Origin of the sequence: Comamonas sediminis (genome assembly GCF_041107495.1) — a bacterium.
GTDB classification, from domain to species: domain Bacteria; phylum Pseudomonadota; class Gammaproteobacteria; order Burkholderiales; family Burkholderiaceae_C; genus Comamonas; species Comamonas sediminis.
On the sequence record NZ_JBGBDC010000003.1, the window covers coordinates 432,896 to 447,830 of the forward strand.

Below are 14,935 nucleotides of genomic sequence, written 5' to 3' on the forward strand. Positions count from 1 at the left end.
GATGAAAGTACTGATTTCTGTCGATATCGAAGGCGTGGCCGGTGTCTACCACCCCGAGCAGGTGCGCGCAGGCAACCCGGAGTACGAGCGCGCGCGCCGCCTGATGGCCCAGGAGGCCAATGCTGCTGTCGAAGGCGCTTTTGCCGCTGGCGCGGAGGAGGTCTATGTCAACGACTCGCACGGCGGCTTTCGCAACATGCCGCCCGATCTGCTCGATGCGCGCGCCCAGGTCATCCAGGGCAAGCCGCGCTACCTGAGCATGGTGGCGGGCGTGGAGCTGGGGGTAGATGCGGTCTGCATGGTCGGCTACCACTCGCGCGCACAGGGCCGGGGCATCCTGGCCCACACCATCAACAGCTTTGCGTTTGCCAGCATCCATATCAACGGGCAGGAGGCCAGCGAGGCCAGCATTTACGGCGCTTTGGCAGGCGCCTATGGCGCGCCGGTGGTGATGCTGGCCGGCGACGATGTGCTGCGCGAGGAGAACCAGGCGATCTTCCCGCATGCGGTGTTTGTGCAGACCAAGCGCGCCACGGGCCAGGGCAGCGGCATCAGCCTCTCGCCCGAGCAGGCGCAGCAGGCGATCCGCGCCGGGGTGGAGCAGGGCCTGGCCGGCCGCGCGCGCTGCCAGCCGCTGCGAACGGCCAGCCCGGTGCAGGTGCAGATTGCCGCGACCTCGCCGGGCATGGCCGATCTGTTCTGCCAGTGGCCGACCCTGGAGCGGGTCGATGGCCGCACGGTGCGCTTCAGCGCGCCGGACATCGAATCGGCCGTGCGCATGACCAATTGCCTGTCAGCCATGTCCAGCATGCTGCGCTGAGCGGCTGGGGCGGCGCCCTGGCTGGCATCGCCTGCTGTCTGCGAGAGAGCGGCGCCGGGCGGTCATGAGGCCACTTCTGCAGCGCCTCTGTTCACGGTTTTTCTCGCACCAAAGCATGGCAGTCTGCCGGTGGCGGGCTGGGGCCCTGCACCAAGGCGGGCAGGCTGTCGGTCGCGGAGCGCTGGTAGCTCCCGTTTTGGCAGGACGGCTACGCGTTGGAACTGGCATGGAATATGCATCTACCCTGGTAGCAGGCCGAGGGCGGTCTGTTTTCTGTAATCGCGAGTTACTTCTATAACGGCGTCTCTTGGTTGGTGGTGTCATGCCTCAGCTAAGGGATGCTTTTTTTGTGGTCTGGGCTGGGCGGTGTGCTTTGTTGGGTTCTGTTTACTACTGGCGTAGGGCGGCTGGCCGGGTCTCGCCCCGGCGGGCGAGGTACTTTTCTTGCGCGGCCCCGGATCGCCGGCCGAAGAAAAGTACCCAAAAGAAGGCCGCCCCTGCTGCGTGCGACCCTTCGCATTGCGAAGGGCAACCCGTGTCGTGGCGTTTGCGGGGTGTGCCGCGAAACTCACTACGCGCCGAAAGCGCTCCGTTCGGACAGACGCGGCAAGCTAGTTGACGATGCACTGGCACTCTTCGGTGCCAGTGCCACCCCGCAAACGTCACACCCCAGGCGCATGCAAAAGGGGGGATTCGGGATAGCTTCTTTGGGTGTTTTGGGGCTAGGCCTTTGGCGTGGGGTTGGTTGGCTGGCAGTTGTGCTTGTATATTGGTTTTGTTTACTACTGCGTAGGGCGGCTGGCCGGGTCTCGCCCCGGCGGGCGAGGTACTTTTCTTGGCGACCAAGAAAAGTACCCAAAAGAAGGTCGCCCTGCTGACTGCGTCCCTCCGCTTCGCTGCGGGCAACCTGTGGTGCTCGGGTATGGGCTGCACCGCGAAACTCACTACGCGCCAAGGCGCTCCGTTCAAACAGACGCGGTGAGTCAGTTCACGAAGCAGTTGCACTCTGCGGTGCAACTGCCCCGCCCATACCCTGTGCTCCTCGGCGCATTCAGAAGGGAAACTGAGCATACGCGGGCCATCGCTACGCTCGGCACCCAAAACAGACCGAGCGCAGCGATGGCCTGAAGGCTGCTGGCTGTTTCAGCATCCCCCCTTTTGCATGCGCCTGGGGCGTGGTGTTTGTGGGGTGGCGCTGGCACCGCAGAGTGCCAGCGCTTCGTGAACTAGCTTGCCGCGTCTGTTCGAACGAAGCGCCTTGGCGCGTAGTGAGTTTCGCGGCACACCCCACAAACACCACGACACAGGTTGCCCTTCGCAACGCGAAGGGTCGCAAGCAGCAGGGGCGCCTTTGCTTTGGTTACTTTCATTTGGCGCCAAATGAAAGTGACTGCGCCGCCGGGCGCACATCCCGGCCAGCAGCCCTACGCCAGTAGTAAAAACGCAAATTAAAAAGCGCAACCATAGCGGCGATCAGCGCTAAAGAAGAGCAATCACTTGACCGGAATAACCGTAGAAGCAGGCACCGCCACCGCCGTCACACTGTTCTGCGGGGAGCCCTCAATCACCTTGTCCGAATACGTCATATAGACCAAAGTATTGCGCGCCGCATCCACCATCCGCACCACCCGCAAACGCTTGAACAGCAGCGAGGTCCGCTCGCTGAACACCTCTTCCTGCTGCTTCAAAGGCTTCTCGATGCTGATCGCGCCCGCCTGCACACAGGCAATCGAGGCCTCGGAGCGGTCCTCGGCCAAGCCCAGCGCACCTTTGACGCCACCGGTGCGGGCGCGCGAGACATAGCAGGTCACGCCTTTGACCAGCGGGTCGTCATAGGCCTCGACAACGATCTTGTGGTCGGGGCCGATGAACTTGAACACGGTGTCCACCGAGCCGATGGTGTCCGGTTGGGCCGAGGCGGCCGTGGCGGCCAGGCAGGCTGCGGCGGCGACGGCGTGGCGCCAGGAAGAAGGGGTCAGCATGGAGGGCAGTCCGAAAAAGGAGAGGGGGCTGCACCGGCGCGGTGGCCGGTGCATGCAGGAGGCGGTCAGGCCTGGGCGGCGGCTTGGGCCACGTGGCGCTGCAGATGCGCGAGCGCCTCTTCGACCTGGTCGACCAGCACCAGGCACAGATCGCCGGGTTGCAGGCGTTCCAGTGCGTGGTCGATGGCGACGAACTCGCCGTGGATATCGGTCACGTAGCTGGTGCGGCTGGCGCCTTGCAGGCCTTGGCGCAGCAGCGCGATGACTTCGCCGTCGGCGCGGCCGCGCTGGGCGGCATCCTGGTAGAGGATGACGTCGTCGAAGGCCTCGCCCAGCATTTCGGTCTGCACGCGGATGTCTTCGTCGCGGCGGTCGCCGGCGCCGCTGATGACCACACTGCGCTTGTTGGCGGGCATGGCTTCCACGGCCTGGATCAGCGCGCGGATGGCATCGGGGTTGTGGCCGTAGTCAGCGATGATCGTCGCACCCCGGTAGTCCATCACGTTGAAGCGGCCAGGGGCGTTGTCGCTGTCGTTGACAAAGCCTGCCAGGCCACGGCGGATCGTCTGCCAGGGCAGGCCAGCGGCCCAGGCGGCGCCGATCGAGGCCATGACGTTCTCGACCTGGAACGTGATCGCGCCATTGCGGGTGATCGGGATCTCGCGCAGCGGGATCGATTCGCGCCAGGAGCCTTCGGCGGCCACGATGCTGTCGCCATCGACATAGACGACGCGGCTGCCCTGGGCGCGGTGCGTGGCCATCAGCGGGTGGTGGCGGTCGGCGGCAAAGAAGATCACCTTGCCGGGGCAGACATGGGCCATTGCGGCGACCAGCGGGTCGGCGGCGTTCAGCACCGCGTAGCCGGTGGGTGCCACGTTCTGCACGATCACGCGCTTCAACACACCCACGTCTTCCTTGGTGGTGATGAAGTTCAGGCCTAGGTGGTCGCCTTCGCCGACATTGGTGACCACGGCAACCTGGCAGCGGTCAAAACCCAGGCCTTCGCGCAGAATGCCGCCGCGTGCACATTCGAGCACGGCGGCATCGGTCTCGGGATGGGCCAGCGCGTTGCGTGCGCTGCGCGGGCCCGAGCAGTCGCCGCTGTCGATCTGGCGGCCGTTGACGTAGACGCCATCGGTGTTGGTCATCGCCGTGCGCCAGCCGTGCGAGGTGAACAGATGGGCGATGACACGGGTGGTCGTGGTCTTGCCATTGGTGCCGGTCACGGCGACCAGCGGGATGCGGCCGTCGTTGCCGGCGCTGAACATCTCATCGACCATCGGCACCCCGACATGGCGGGGCTTGCCGAACGAGGGCGCCAGGTGCATGCGCAGGCCGGGGGCGGCGTTGACTTCGACAATGCCGCCGCTTTGCTCTTCCAGGGGCTTGAGCATGGTCTCGCAGACCACGTCCACGCCGCAGATGTGCAGGCCGATGGTCTGGGCCGCTTCGATCGCACGGGCGGCGATTTCGGGGTGCACGTCATCGGTCACATCGGTGGCACTGCCGCCGGTGGACAGGTTGGCATTGTTGCGCAGCACCACGCGCTGGCCCTGGCCGGGCACGCTGTCGGGGGTCATGCCTTCGCTGGCGATGCGGGCGATGGCGATGTCGTCCAGGCGGATCTTGGTCAGCGCCGTGCCGTGGCCGGTGCCGCGGCGCGGGTCCTGGTTGACCAGGTTCACCAGCTCGCGGATGGTGTGCTGGCCATCACCCAGCACCTGGGGCGGCTCGCGGCGGGCAGCGGCGACCAGTTGGCCGCCCACCACCAGCAGGCGGAAGTCGTGGCCGGGCAGGAAGCGCTCGACCATGATCTCGTCGCCAAATTCGCTGGCGGTCTTGTACGCGGCCTCCAGGCCTTCGCGGGTGGTGATGTTGACCACCACGCCCTTGCCCTGGTTGCCATCCTGCGGTTTGACGACGACGGGCAGGCCCACTTCCTGCGCCACTTGCCAGGCTTCTTCGACATCGGCCACCGGGCGGCCCATCGGCACAGGCACGCCAGCGGCATGCAGCAGGCGCTTGGTCAAATCCTTGTCCTGCGCAATGGATTCCGCCACCGCGCTGGTCGAATCAATCTCTGCTGCCTGGAAGCGGCGGGCCTTGGAGCCCCAGCCCAGCTGCACCAGCGAGCCGCTGGTCAGGCGGCGGAACGGAATGCCCCGGGCGACAGCGGCATCGACGATGGCGCCAGTCGAGGGGCCGATGCGCTCGTCTTCATCGAGCTCGCGCAGTGCGGCAATGGCGGCGTCGGCATCAAACGGCGTGTCGTTCAGTGTGGCCTGGATCAGCGCTTCAGCCTTTTCCATCGCCAGCTTGCCCACGGCTTCTTCGGTGTACTCGACGACGACCTGGTAGGTGCCGGGCTCGGTCGTGACATGGGTGCGGCTGAAGGTGACCGGGCAGCCGGCCTGTGCCTGCAGCGACAGCGCGGCAACCTCGAGCACATGGGCCAGCGACAGCGCCTGGTCGGCGCCATGGGGCTGCAGGGGGGCGATATTGGGGAAGCGCGCACGCAGTTTTTCTTCAAAACCGGGGATGGTGCTGTAGCGCTGTTCGCTGTCTTCACAGCGCACGATGGTCTCGATGGCGGTGCTGCGGGTCCAGAGGTTGGGGCCACGCAAGGCACGGGTGCGGGAGAGCTGCATAGTGTTTCTTTCAGATGGAGGGCCCGCTGAATCAGCGGGCCGTGCATGCTTGTCGTCGTGGGGAGCCGTGTCCGGCGTGTCAGGCGTTGTACTCGAAGGTCTTGATACCGGCACCGATCAGATCGGGGGTGATATCCAGCGCCCAGGCCGTGGCGATGGCGGCAAGCAGGGCCGAGGTGTCGGGCTTCTTGCCGCCCGGCAGGCTCAGCGCATCGAGGGTGCCCAGCACGCGCTCTTGCGCGCCGGTGGCCAGTACCACGTTGTTGCCCTTGATGACGACGGCGCGGCCGCCTTCGTGCTGGGCTTCGGTGTTGGCACGGTGGGCGGCCACCGCTTCGTTGTCCGCCTGGGCCGAGTACAGGACCACTTCGCCATCGCAGAGCTCGGCCAGATCGGCCACCTCGGGCAGGTCGGCATTGAGCACCCCGGCGCCTTCGTCCAACACCACATCGATCTGGGTGCGCATCACGCGGCGCATCTGGCCAGGTTCGAGCACGTCATGGTCCGCCAGGCTCTCAAAGCCTTGCATGTCGGTCACCACACCGACCAGGCAGCGGTCGTAGGCCAGGCCTTCTTCCAGGATGGAGCGGGCGGTCGTCTGGATCACCGCAGCCTGCGCCAGGCGGTTGGTCAGCAGGCGGTGGGCACCTGCCCAGTTGGCGGTATTGGTCTTCTGGGTCTGGCGGTTCGACAGGTACATGCCCTCGTCGCTGGCCACACCGGTGAGCTTGCCCGACAGCTGCAGCAACCAGCCCACCAGGCGTGCGATGAAGGCATTGTTCTGCGTGCCGACAATGCCCACCACGGGGATGCGGCCTGCGCCGGCACCGTCTTCGCGGGGGAAGAGGTGGTCTGCAATGGCCATGCCGACCGGGCGCGGCGCGCCGCTGGTGGGCTTGAGGTGCATCAGCAGGCCGGGGCCGGCATTGACTTCCAGGATGGCGCCCTGGCCCTGCATCGGCTGGGAGACATCCTTGAGGATCATGTCCATGCCGGCGATATCCAGGCCGACGATCTTGGCCGCCAGCACGGCGTAGTAGGCGACGTCGGGGTGCACGTCATCGAGGCAGTCGATCGCCATGTTGCCATTGCGTTGCAGCAGCACACCCTGGCCCTGGGCGATCACGCTGTCGGGCGTGACGTTCTGGCGGTTGAGTTCGAGCCTGACCGCACCGGCTTCCAGATTGATCCAGTCGAGCGGATACTCCTGCTCGGGGCCACGGCGCGGGTCTTCATTGAGCACGGCCACCAGCTCGCGCAACGTGGACTTGCCATTGCCGTAGACGCTGACGGTCTCGCCCTTCGTGGCCGCAACCACCTTGTCGCCCACCACCAGCAGGCGGTGTTCGACGCCGTCGATGAACTTCTCGACGATGACGTCGGAGCCTTCGGGCTGGGCCAGTGCGAACGCGGCCTTGATGTCGGCCTCCTGCGACAGCTCCAGCGTCACGCCACGGGCATGGTTGCCGTCGGAGGGCTTGACGGTGACGGGGAAGCCGATCTCTTGCGCCACTTCCCAGGCTTCTTCAGGGCTGGCCACGATCTGGCCTTCGGGCACCGGCACGCCGCAGGCGGCCAGCAGGCGCTTGGTGAAGTCCTTGTCCTGGGCAATGCCCTCGGCAATCGCGCTGGTCTGGTCGGACTCGGCCGTCCAGATGCGGCGCTGCGCGGCGCCATAGCCGAGCTGGACCAGGTTGCCGTCATTGAGGCGGATATGGGGAATGCGGCGCTCGCTGGCGGCATCGACGATGCAGCCGGTCGAGGGGCCCAGGTAGCGGTCGTTGATTGCCGTCTTGATCGCATGGACCGCCGGCTTGATGTCGTAGGGCTCGTCGTTGATCGCGGCCATCAGCAGCTGGTGGCCGTGTTCCAGGGCGACGCGGGCGACGGCCTCTTCGGGGCAGCGGAACACCATGCGGTAGACACCGCGCTTGGAGATCTCGCGCGTCTGGCCGAACTCGGCCGGCATGCCCGCCAGGTTCAGCAGCTCGATGATCACGTGTTCCATCACATGGCCCATCCAGGTGCCGCCTTCGAGGCGCTGGATGAAGCCGCCGCGCTCACCGACGCCGCAGGTGTGCTCGATCAGGTCGGGCAGCCAGGTGGTGAGGCGTTCGTTCAGCCCGGGGATCTTGTTCGAGGGATAGTCCTCCAACTCTCCCAGGTCCAGCCAGACCTCCAGAACAGGGCGGTAGGTCCAGACGCTGGGGCCGCGCAAAAACGTGGTGCGCAAGAGTTGGATGGTATTGAATTTCGCCATATCGATCAACGGATAAACATAAGTAACAATTCCGGGGGGAATCGCCGTAGATGGGAAAGCATTGTGCGCCCAAATGAGGCAGATTAATCGCTGTCAGCCTATCGGCCATGTCAGACGTTAAAGACAGATGACGGCAGGGCGGCCCAGGCCGCCGTTCGCCACAATAATATGCGGTTGTTCACCGGACCACTGCCACCGCCCCGTGCGGAGAGAAAAACGCCATATGCAACATCAACATTCCGCGGACGCGTCAGCATTCTTTGCGGGTCCGCTAGGAACCCAATTGCGAGCCAAGCTCAATACTCTGGAAAACGTGCTTGCCGCCACTCCCGTTGACCTGACCTCCGATTTGCGCTTTGGCAGCGGCCAGGTGGTGCTGACCTCCGAGCGCCTGCTGGCCTTTGATCCTGCTGCCCAGCAGTGGAGTGAGTGGGTACTAGCGCCGGATCTTTCGCTGCGTTTTTTCGACCATGGAGGCGTGGGCAGCCTGGAGTTGCATGACAGCACCCGGCGTTTGGGCCTGTGGCGCATCACACTGAGCCACCAGACGGCAGTGCTGGGCCTGATGCAGCAGTTCGAGCGCCAACGTGAGCGCTTGCTGCGCAACGAGGCCTACCAGGTGGTGGAGGACGAGCGCGCGCTCTGCCCGGTCTGTGGCAGCGTGCTGCCCCCGGACAGCGAGGAATGCCCGGCCTGTGCCCGCCAGCAGAATGCACCGACATCCAGCTGGGTGCTGCTGCGGCTGTGGCGCTTTGCCAAACCCTACAAAATGCAATTGTTGTTGGGTTTCGCATTGACCTTGTGCACCACGGCCGCCCAACTGGTCGCGCCGTACCTGACGATTCCGCTGATGGACAAGATCCTGATCCCGTTCCAGAACGGCGAGAAGATCGATGCCGGCCTGGTGCGGTTCTACCTGGGCGCGCTGCTGATCTCGGCGCTGATTGCCTGGCTGCTGGGCTGGGCGCGCACCTTTGTGCTGGCGCGGGTATCGGAGCGCATTGGTGCCAACCTGCGCACGACGACCTACAACCACCTGCTGAAACTCTCGCTCGATTTTTACGGCAGCAAGCGCACCGGTGACCTGATGGCCCGTATCGGCGCTGAAACGGATCGCATCAACCTATTTCTGTCGCTCAACGCGCTGGACTTTGCGACCGATGTGCTGATGATCGTGATGACCTCGGCGATCCTGTTCTCGATCAACCCCTGGCTTGCGCTGGTCACCCTGGTGCCGCTGCCGTTCATCGCCTGGATGATCCACACGGTGCGCGACAAGCTGCGCACCGGTTTCGAGAAGATCGACCGCGTCTGGTCCGAGGTGACCAATGTCCTGGCCGATACGATTCCCGGTATCCGCGTCGTCAAGGCCTTTGCGCAGGAGCAGCGCGAAGCCGACCGCTTTGCGGCCGCCAACCAGGTCAACCTGGAAGCCAATGACCGGGTCAACAAGACCTGGTCGCTGTTCACCCCCACGGTCACCTTGCTGACCGAAGTGGGGCTGCTGATCGTCTGGGCCTTTGGTATCTACCTGGTCGCGGGCGGCTCGATCACCGTGGGTGTGCTGACCGCGTTCATCGCCTACATCGGCCGCTTCTACACGCGCCTCGATTCGATGAGCCGCATCGTCTCGGTAACGCAAAAGGCGGCCGCCGGCGCCAAGCGTATCTTCGACATCCTCGACCATGTGAGCAACGTGCCTGACCCGGTCAACCCGGTCAAGCTGGGCAAGGTGCAGGGCGCCATCACGATGGAAAACGTCGGTTTCCGCTATGGCAGCCGCACCGTCATCAAGGACCTGAACCTGCAGATCCGCCCCGGCGAGATGATCGGCCTGGTGGGCCACAGCGGCTCGGGCAAGAGTACCCTGGTCAACCTGATCAGCCGTTTCTACGATGTGACCGATGGCTCGATCCAGCTCGATGGCGTCGATGTGCGCCGCATTGCGGTGTCCGACTACCGCCGCAACATCGGCCTGGTGCTGCAGGAACCCTTCCTGTTCTTCGGCACGATTGCCGAGAACATTGCCTACGGCAAGCCCGATGCGACGCGTGAAGAGATTGTTGCTGCTGCCCGCGCTGCCCATGCGCATGAGTTCATCCTGCGCCTGCCCCACGGCTATGACTCGCTGGTGGGCGAGCGCGGCCAGGGCCTGTCCGGCGGTGAACGCCAGCGCATCTCGATTGCGCGCGCACTGCTGATCGACCCGCGCATCCTGATCCTGGACGAGGCGACCTCGGCCGTCGATACCGAGACCGAAAAGGAAATCCAGCGTGCGCTGGACAACCTGGTGCAAGGCCGCACGACGATTGCGATTGCCCACCGCCTGTCGACGCTGCGCAAGGCCGACCGCCTGGTGGTGATGGACCGCGGCGAGATTGTCGAGGTCGGATCGCACGACGCGCTGATGGCCCAGGAAGGCGCCTACTGGCGGCTGTACATGGCGCAGGCGCGCCGGGCCGAAGAGGATGCCGAAGCCGCTGGCGTGGTCACTGCGCGTGCTGCGGGCGTGACCTATGACATCCAGCCCCTGCCCAAGTCCCATGTGGACGGGTCCGATGACAACCGCTGATCTGCAGCCAGGAAAGCCTTCCCATGACTTCGACTCACTCTCCCGCTTCGCTGCCGCTCAGCCGCAACGCCTTTGGCCGCCTGGTGTTTTTCAAGGATGGCGTAGCGCACCAGGTCAACCCGGTGCGTGCCTTTCCGCTGTCGGCCCCGCTGCTCGGCATCTCTTTGATCGGTGAAGACGGCAAGGAAGTGCTGTGGATCGCCGATATGGCGGCCGTGGACCCGGCTGCCCGTGCGCTGCTCGACGAAGACCTGGCTGCGCGGGAGTTCCAACCGCTGATTGAGCGCATTGTCAGCGTCTCGACGTTCTCGGTGCCGAGCATCTGGACTTTGGAAACCGACCGGGGGCCGGTCCAGATGACCCTGAAGGCCGAAGAGGACATCCGCAAGCTGCAGGGCCGCCAGAACCTGCTGATCACCTCGGCCGATGGCGTGCACTACCGCCTGCCCGATACCACCCGGCTGGACAAGGCCTCGCGCAAGCTGCTGGAGCGCTTTCTGTAAGCGGCTTATCCACAGCCCTACACCCCACGCCCCACACCCCAGGCCCGGTTTTCCGGGCCTTGGTTTTTAGGGGCCTTGGAGTGTTGTTCCTGTCCCCCATGCTTTAGTCGGTCTGTCATTTGCAGGCATAATGCAATTCATTTGCAATAGTGGTGCGTCTGCCCCGGCTCTCGGGGGAGTGCGCCACTTGGTTTGATCGTCTGCCTCGCTCGTGTCCTCCCTGCGCTTCTTCCATCCCCTGTCTGTCTCGGCGCATGCGCCCAGGCCGCTGCGTGGCTGGGCGGTGGCGCTGCTGTGCTGGCTGTGTTTTGCGCAGCTGTGCATGCCGCTGCTGGGCAAGCTGCATGACATCAACCACCTTTATGCCCGGGCACTGCAAGCCGCTGTTGTAGCGACCTCGTCGGCCACGGCTGGCGAGCGCGACGGCAGCGATAGCGTGGTCAGCCCCGGCCACGGTGTGCATGACCTGTTTGGCAAACACTCCGAGGCCGATTGCCAGGGCTTCTCGCACATGGCCTTGGGCGCCGGTCTGCTCTGCGAGGGGCTGCATGCGCCGTTGCTGCGGGCGGTGCAGGAAGCAGCAGCGACCGTGCTGGCCATCTTGCTGCGGCAAAGCCCGGCGCTGTTCTTTGCGCGTGGCCCTCCCTCTCTCACTCCCTCCTTGTTTCATTGACACGGCCGTTGACCCCTACCTTTGACGGTGCAGGGCAGCGCAGGCCGGTCTGTCTTGTTTTTTCCGCGCAGCTGCCGGGCGTTATGGCGCCTGGCCGGTTCAGCCCGCAGGGCGGGGCTGCGCCTGCACATGCTGGGGATGCATGTGCTTTTCGAGGGGTAGACCATGGGTTTCCATGCACAACAGGCGCAGCCGCTGATGGCGCGCACAGCAATTTTCAAGCCACAGGCGCGTGATCTGCGCCCGGTGGCAGCAGCGGTGATCGGCCTGCTGCTGAGCAGCGCCGCGCTGGCGCAGAACGCTGAAGACAGCACGCCAGCAACGGCCACCGCGACCACCACCTTGCCCGAGGTGACGGTGTCGGCCAGCGGCACCAACCGCACGGTCGATGACATGACCACGCCGGTGAGCGTGCTGCAAGGCGATGAGCTGGTGCAAAAGCGCGGTGCCAGCCTGGGCGAGACCCTGGCCAATGAACCCGGCATCCAGGCCACACACTTTGGTGCAGGTGCCAGCCGCCCGGTGATTCGCGGCATGGACGGTGCGCGCGTCAAGGTGCTGAACGATGGCGCAGTGATCCAGGATGCCTCCACCATCAGCCCCGACCATGCCGTGGTGAGCGAGCCCATGCTGGCCACCCAGATCGAGGTGCTGCGTGGCCCGTCGGCCTTGATCTATGGCGCCGGTGCGATTGGCGGTGTGGTCAATGTGCTGGACAACAAGATCCCCACCAAGGTGCCGGAGAAGGGCTATGAAGGCCAGGTCGAAGTGCGCGCCGGCACGGGCGCCAACGATGCAGCAACGGCCCTGTCGCTGACCGCAGGTTCGGGCCCTTTTGCGTTGCATGTGGAGGGCATGGCCCGCAATGCCGATGACTACCGCGTGGGCAGCGGCTGGGGCCTGGGCAACAAGGTGGACGGCAGCCGTGCGCGCAATGCGGGCGGTAGCGTAGGTCTGTCCTGGATCGGCGACAGTGGCTATGTGGGCCTGGCCTACACCCGCACCCAGGCACGCTACGGCCTGCCTGGCCACAACCACAGCTTTGAAGGCTGCCACACCCATGGCCTGCAACTGCACTGCGGTGGCCATGACGACCACGACCATGGCGAGGAAGGCCATGACCACGACCACGAGGAAGAGGGCGTGCCGGTGGTGGACATGCACAGCGAGCGCTATGACCTGCGCTCCGAGTGGCGCCAGCCCTTTGCCGGCGTCTCGGCCATCCGCCTGCGCGGTGGCGTGACGCGCTACCACCACGACGAGATCGAGGGCGGCGAGATTTCCACCAGCTTCAAGAACCGCGCGCATGACATGCGTGTCGATGTGCTGCATGAACCGATTGCCGGCTGGACCGGTCTGGTCGGCTTTGAGGCCGCGCAGCGCCGCTTCAGCGCCACCGGTGAAGAAGCCTATGTGCAGCCGACCCGCACGCAAAGCCAGGGCGTCTACCTGCTCGAAGAGCGCCGCTTTGGCGATTTTGGGGTGGAAGCCGCGCTGCGCCACGACTGGCAAAGCGTTTATGCGAATGACGACGGTCTGGTGCGCAAGCACAAGGGCAACTCGGTGTCGCTGGGTGGCAGCTGGCGCTTTATGCCGGGTTACCGCCTGAGCGCCCATGTCACCTCGGCCAGCCGCCTGCCCACCGCCGAGGAGCTGTATGCGAGAGGCCTGCACATGGCCACCTCGACCTATGAGCTGGGCAACCCCGACCTGCGCAAGGAGCGCTCGGGCAATATCGACATTGGCATTGCACGCACCGCGGGCGACACGACCTATTCGGTCAATGTCTACCGCAACCGGGTGAACAACTACATCTACGGCCGCACCGTCGATGAGCATGACGGCCTGCAGCTGCTGCAGTATGCGCAGCAGACCGCCACCTTCACCGGTCTGGAAGGCCAGATCCAGCACCGCATCGATGCGAACTGGACGGTAGGCGCCACCGGTGACCTGGTGCATGCCAAGCTCGAAGACGGCAGCAAGATCCCGCGCCTGGCCCCTGCCCGCGTCGGCTTGCGCGTGGCCGGCAAATGGGCCAATTGGCGCAGCGAGGCGCAGTGGCAGCTGGTCAAGCGCCAGAACAAGGTGGCGGACTATGAAACCGAGACCCCGGGCTACGGCATGCTGAACTGGCGCGTGAGCTACCACCAGACCTCCAGCGATGGCACGCCATGGCAGATCTACCTGAAGCTGGACAACCTGACCAACAAGCTGGCCTACGTGCACACCTCGTTCATCAAGAACGCGGCGCCGCTGCAGGGCCGTGCGGTCTCGCTGGGCTTTATCAAGCAGTTCTAAGCAGCAGGCTGTAGAAGCCTGAACGCCAAAGCCGCTGTCTCCACCAGGAGTCAGCGGCTTTTTTGTGCCTGGGTGGGGCGCAGCCGATCAGAGGTTGGAGATGCCGCTGCTCACATGCCCGGCCGGCACATGGGCCGCTGCGCTGGTCACATGGCCGGTCTGGTCGTCAAAGAAGAAATCGGGCTCGAACTCGCGCAGGAACTCACCCTTGGCCAGGCCGCCGAGGAACATGGTTTCATCGACGCCGATGTTCCAGTCCATCAGGGTGCGGATGGCGCGCTCATGCGCGGGGGCGCTGCGGGCGGTGACCAGCGCGGTGCGGATGCGCATCTGGCTTTGCGTGTCTTGCTGCAGCCGGTGCAGCGCAGCCAGCAGCGGTTTGAAGGGTCCATCGGGCAGCGGCCGGGTGGCATGTTCGATCTCATGGCGCTGGAACGCATCCAGCCCCTGGGCCTGGAAGACCCGCTCAGCCTCATCGGAGAACAGCACGGCATCGCCGTCAAAGGCAATGCGCACTTCATCGGGGTGGCTGTCCTGTGCCTGGGCCGATTCGGTCAGCACCCGCGCGGCTGGAAAGCCCAGCTGCAGCGCCTGCTGCACATCGGTGGCATTGGCCGACAGGAACAAATGCGCGCCCAGCGGCTTGAGGTAGCGGAAAGGGTCGCGCCCCTGGGTGAACACCCCGCGCTGGATCGAATGCAGCCCATGGGCCTTGCAGCTGCGGAACACCCGCATGCCGCTCACCGGGTCATTGCGCGACAGCAGCACCACCTCGACCTTTTGCACCGTGCCGCTGTTGAAGGCCAGCAGCTTGCGCACCAAGGAGAATGCCACCCCCGGCGGCGCCGGAATATCCAGCCGCTGCAGCTGCAGCCGGGCATAGGCCTGGTCCTTGTCCTGCTCGAAAACCCGGTTTTCTTCTTCAAAGTTGAACAGCGCCCGCGACGAGATCGCGACCACCAGCTTGTTGTCGAGAGTGGCAGCCATTGCCGTCCTTGTTGCTGAACTGGGGCCAATATAGCGCAGTCTTCCCAATCAACAGAGGTACTTTCTCCAGGGGCTAATACGGCCCAGCCAACCAAAGGTTGGCGGTTGAGACGAGGCGTGAAGCCGCAGGCAGTACTGAAAGTACGACAAGGCTTGGCGCGGCCGGCCAGGCAACGGCGTATCAAGGGCTGT

General features: G+C 64.9%; 9 protein-coding genes. 5 read left to right on the plus strand and 4 right to left on the minus strand.

All coding sequences use genetic code 11. The features are described 5' to 3' along the window. The first annotated feature begins 1 nt into the window (after position 1). Complete coding sequence (locus tag AB7A72_RS09590) at positions 2-820, plus strand: M55 family metallopeptidase (RefSeq protein ID WP_312834021.1); 819 nt, start codon at positions 2-4, stop codon at positions 818-820. Positions 821-2,313: 1,493 nt separating this feature from the next. On the opposite strand, the gene AB7A72_RS09595 is transcribed toward AB7A72_RS09590, so the two are convergent. From AB7A72_RS09595 to AB7A72_RS09605, 3 genes are all read right to left on the minus strand, one after another. After that, a complete protein-coding gene (locus tag AB7A72_RS09595) occupies positions 2,314-2,802 on the minus strand; it encodes a CreA family protein (protein WP_312412221.1) in 489 nt (162 codons plus the stop codon). 65 nt (positions 2,803-2,867) lie between these two features. Beyond that, complete coding sequence (gene cphA / locus AB7A72_RS09600) at positions 2,868-5,450, minus strand: cyanophycin synthetase (RefSeq protein ID WP_369459764.1); 2,583 nt, start codon at positions 5,448-5,450, stop codon at positions 2,868-2,870. A gap of 79 nt (positions 5,451-5,529) precedes the next feature. Next, entirely contained in the window at positions 5,530-7,710 is a 2,181-nt protein-coding gene (locus AB7A72_RS09605) for a cyanophycin synthetase (RefSeq protein ID WP_369459765.1), read from the minus strand. A gap of 223 nt (positions 7,711-7,933) precedes the next feature. Between AB7A72_RS09605 and AB7A72_RS09610 the strand changes: the two genes are divergently transcribed. The 4 genes from AB7A72_RS09610 to AB7A72_RS09625 all read left to right on the plus strand — a co-directional run bounded on the left by AB7A72_RS09610 (position 7,934) and on the right by AB7A72_RS09625 (position 13,756). Next, on the plus strand, positions 7,934-10,282 hold the full coding sequence (locus AB7A72_RS09610; protein ID WP_313333512.1) for a cyanophycin metabolism-associated ABC transporter: 2,349 nt from the start codon (positions 7,934-7,936) through the stop codon (positions 10,280-10,282). Positions 10,283-10,305: 23 nt separating this feature from the next. Next, on the plus strand, positions 10,306-10,785 hold the full coding sequence (locus AB7A72_RS09615) for a cyanophycin metabolism-associated DUF1854 family protein (protein WP_369459766.1): 480 nt from the start codon (positions 10,306-10,308) through the stop codon (positions 10,783-10,785). Positions 10,786-10,996: 211 nt separating this feature from the next. Then, the gene (locus tag AB7A72_RS09620) at positions 10,997-11,458 is read left to right on the plus strand and encodes a hypothetical protein (protein ID WP_369459767.1); all 462 of its coding nucleotides are present in this window, start codon (positions 10,997-10,999) and stop codon (positions 11,456-11,458) included. A 165-nt stretch (positions 11,459-11,623) separates the two neighbouring features. Then, positions 11,624-13,756 (plus strand): TonB-dependent receptor domain-containing protein, encoded by a 2,133-nt coding sequence (locus AB7A72_RS09625; RefSeq protein ID WP_369459768.1) that lies wholly within the window; start codon positions 11,624-11,626, stop codon positions 13,754-13,756. An 87-nt stretch (positions 13,757-13,843) separates the two neighbouring features. On the opposite strand, the gene AB7A72_RS09630 is transcribed toward AB7A72_RS09625, so the two are convergent. Further along, a complete protein-coding gene (locus tag AB7A72_RS09630; RefSeq protein WP_369459769.1) occupies positions 13,844-14,743 on the minus strand; it encodes a 5'-nucleotidase in 900 nt (299 codons plus the stop codon). Positions 14,744-14,935 lie beyond the last annotated feature (192 nt).

Coding starts and splice junctions, on each gene's coding strand:
- AB7A72_RS09610 (WP_313333512.1), top strand. CDS start 7,934: ATGCAACATCAACATTCCGCGGACGCGTCAGCATTCTTTGCGGGTCCG.
- AB7A72_RS09595 (WP_312412221.1), bottom strand. CDS start 2,802: ATGCTGACCCCTTCTTCCTGGCGCCACGCCGTCGCCGCCGCAGCCTGC.
- AB7A72_RS09630 (WP_369459769.1), bottom strand. CDS start 14,743: ATGGCTGCCACTCTCGACAACAAGCTGGTGGTCGCGATCTCGTCGCGG.
- AB7A72_RS09625 (WP_369459768.1), top strand. CDS start 11,624: ATGGGTTTCCATGCACAACAGGCGCAGCCGCTGATGGCGCGCACAGCA.
- cphA (WP_369459764.1), bottom strand. CDS start 5,450: ATGCAGCTCTCCCGCACCCGTGCCTTGCGTGGCCCCAACCTCTGGACC.
- AB7A72_RS09605 (WP_369459765.1), bottom strand. CDS start 7,710: ATGGCGAAATTCAATACCATCCAACTCTTGCGCACCACGTTTTTGCGC.
- AB7A72_RS09590 (WP_312834021.1), top strand. CDS start 2: ATGAAAGTACTGATTTCTGTCGATATCGAAGGCGTGGCCGGTGTCTAC.
- AB7A72_RS09615 (WP_369459766.1), top strand. CDS start 10,306: ATGACTTCGACTCACTCTCCCGCTTCGCTGCCGCTCAGCCGCAACGCC.